Origin of the sequence: Streptomyces bugieae (genome assembly GCF_036352915.1) — a bacterium.
GTDB classification, from domain to species: domain Bacteria; phylum Actinomycetota; class Actinomycetes; order Streptomycetales; family Streptomycetaceae; genus Streptomyces; species Streptomyces endophytica.
In genome coordinates this window covers 1-2287 of the sequence record NZ_JAZBJP010000076.1, presented here as the reverse complement: position 1 = coordinate 2287, position 2287 = coordinate 1, and the positions used below count along the sequence as shown (strand labels likewise).

Annotated in this window: 1 protein-coding gene and 1 pseudogene; both read right to left on the bottom strand. The window is 77.5% G+C overall.

Annotated features, from left to right (window positions below; translation table 11 throughout):
• Positions 1–1610, bottom strand: a 1610-nt coding sequence (locus tag V2J85_RS40210; protein ID WP_419836887.1) for a hypothetical protein, incomplete at its 3' end; no start/stop codon positions are given.
• A pseudogene (locus V2J85_RS40205) lies at positions 1607–2287 on the bottom strand (DUF3367 domain-containing protein); the annotation flags it as partial. The pseudogene V2J85_RS40205 and the gene V2J85_RS40210, both read right to left, overlap by 4 nt.

Genomic DNA, 2287 nt, shown 5'->3' with positions numbered 1-2287 from the left:
GCGGCGAGGGCGGTGCGGAAGAGGGTGGCGAGGCGGGCTCCGGCGGCGTCGTCGAGCAGGGCGTGGGACCAGCGGAGGGCGAGCTGGATGCGGCCGCCGACCGAGACGGTGGTGACGGTGAGCCCGCGCGGCATCCGGGCCGGGGCGGAGAACCACACCGCGGTCGGCCGGCCGGCGGCGCCGAAGTCCAACGGGTAGGGAAGCCGCCCGATGTTGGAGAGCAGAGTGGTGGTGGTCCAGGGCGCGGCGGTGCGGCGCAGCGCACGGGTGACCGCGCCGCGGACGCCCACGGGCAGCACCGGTGCGGTCAGTACGGTCCCGGCGAGGCCGAGCGGTGGGCCGGGCGGCGCCGCCTTGAGGGCGCGGGTGCGTGCGGCCGTCCGTCGCAGCAGCCGGGCCACCGCCTCCGGGTCGGGTGATCCGGCGGTGAGCAGTGCCGCCTCCCGGCGTTCCGCGGGGCCGAAGCGGACCGGGACCAGCCGGGTGCCGTTGCCGATGGGCATCTCGGCGCCGCGCGGCCGGTCGTCCATGGGCATGGTGATGACGACGGGTGCCGGGCGGGCGCCGTGCAGCCGGTTCCAGCGCGCCACCATCAGGCAGGTGGCGACGAGGAGTTGGTCGTTGACGGTGTACGGCGCCCGGCCGCCGGTGCGTGGCGGACGGGCCGGTACCGGCAGCTCGGTCAGCAGCATGCCGTTGCCCTTGTCGGGACCGGAGCCCCTGTCGGGACTGGAGTCCCTGTCCGGACCGGAGTCCTTGTCCCCGCCGCTGCCCTGGTGATCGGCGGCCACACGGGCGGGCCGGGCGAAACGGGTTCCGGCGTCGCGCGTCCGGCCGCCGTCCTGCTCGCCCGCCGGGACCGTGCCCTCCGCGCCCGCCGGGACCGTGCTCTCGCTGCCCGCCGGGACCGTGCCCTCCCCGCCTGCCGGGCCACCGGCACCACCCGCACCCGCACCCGCACCTCCCTCTGCGCATGCGCCCGCACCTGCAGCCGCCGCACCCGCATAGAGCTCCGCGGTGGTGGCCAGTACGCGGAGGCAGGCCGGGCCGTCCAGGGCGGTGTGGTTGAGGGTGAGCAGCAGTACGGTGCCGCCGTCCGGCTCCGCGGGTCGGAGGATCTCCAGGCGTACGGGCGGTGAGCAGTCCAGGGGTGGGCAGTCGGTCAGGGCCCGTTCCCTCGCCCGTAGGAGGGCATCGGGAGCGGGCGGCGGGACGACCACCGGGTCCCGGTCGGGACCGGTGGTGAGGTGCCAGGCGTAGGAGCGGTGCCACCAGCGCGTCGGCGCCTGCCGCATCAGGATGCGCGGATGCCGGGTGAGCGCCTGGTGGAAGGCCGTGCGCAGCCGGGCGGCGTCCACCCGCCCGGGCAGATGCACCTCGATGTGCACGGTCTCCGGTTCGTCGTCCTCCAGGCAGTGCCGGGAGATCTCGTCGACGGCGGGGAACGGCACCTGATGGAGGGTGGGTTGGCGGCCACCGGGGCCACCGGGAGCGTCGGGGCCACCGGGATCACCGGGGCCACCGGGCCCACCGGGCCCACCGGGCCCACCGGGCCCACCGGGACCCCCCTGCGGTGCCGGGGCCCCGGCCGTCGGATGCAGTGCGGTCATCGGGCGGAGCCCTCCCCCTCGTCGGATGCCCGGCCGGCAGGTGCCTGGCCGTCGGATGCCTGGCCGTCGGATGCCCGGCCGTACGTGCGGGCCGGTGCCGGCCGGGACGGCAACGACCGGGACGCCGCCGGCCGGGTGGGCGGGACCGTCACCACCGCCGCCGCCAGCGCCAGCAGCGCCAGCGCCTGGGCGGCGCCGCTGAACGCGCCCCGGCCGGCGGCGACCGGCTCGCCCGCGCCCAGCGCCGCGATGACCCCGGCGCCCGCCATCGCCGCCAGCGCGAGCGGCCCGAGCAGGGCGGGCCGGAAGCGGGCCGCCAGGGCGAGGAGCGGCACGATCACGGCGTACGGCCCGGCCGCCAGCGCCATCACCCCGGTCAGCGCCACGACCCCGAGCACCCACGACGGCGCGGCCGGAGCCAGTTCGGCAGGCTGCGCGGCCTGCGGCGTACCGCGGCGCACCAGCGCGCACACCGCCAGCAGCGCGACGGCCGCCGCGCCGCCGATCAGCCCCGCGTCGTAGAGGCCGGCGGGTGCGTAGGAGAGCTCGACCGTGCCGCCCGCGCCCGCCGGTACGAGGAAGCCCTGTTGCCAGCCGTCCACCCGTAGCGGGGTGAGCCGGTGGCCGTTGAGGGTGGCCTGCCAGCCGTCGTTGGCGTTCTCGTACATCTGCAGATA